Consider the following 277-nt stretch of genomic DNA (forward strand, 5'->3'; position numbering starts at 1 on the left):
TATTTTCATCGATCTTAAGACCTCTTGGTGTTGGACCAACGTCTATATGCTTTATTTCTTCATTCTTATTTATATCAACCACACTTACTGAATTCGAAGCTTCACAGCTTACATATACAATATCTTTCCAGGGATCTGCTATAACAGCTCTTGGACCATACCCCACTGGTATTTCACTAGTCAACATCTTTTTATACAAATCGACAACACTCACTGTATGTCTATGAGTATTTGCAGTATAAACATTATAATTTTTATGTGTAAAAGCATGATATGG

Annotated in this window: 1 protein-coding gene; it reads right to left on the minus strand. The window is 33.9% G+C overall.

Going from position 1 to position 277, the window contains the following annotated elements; all coding sequences use genetic code 11:
* On the minus strand, positions 1-277 hold a 277-nt coding region (locus HUK49_RS10910; protein ID WP_191913702.1), incomplete at both ends, for a YncE family protein.

The organism is Limosilactobacillus portuensis (assembly GCF_014838735.1).
Classification (GTDB): domain Bacteria; phylum Bacillota; class Bacilli; order Lactobacillales; family Lactobacillaceae; genus Limosilactobacillus; species Limosilactobacillus portuensis.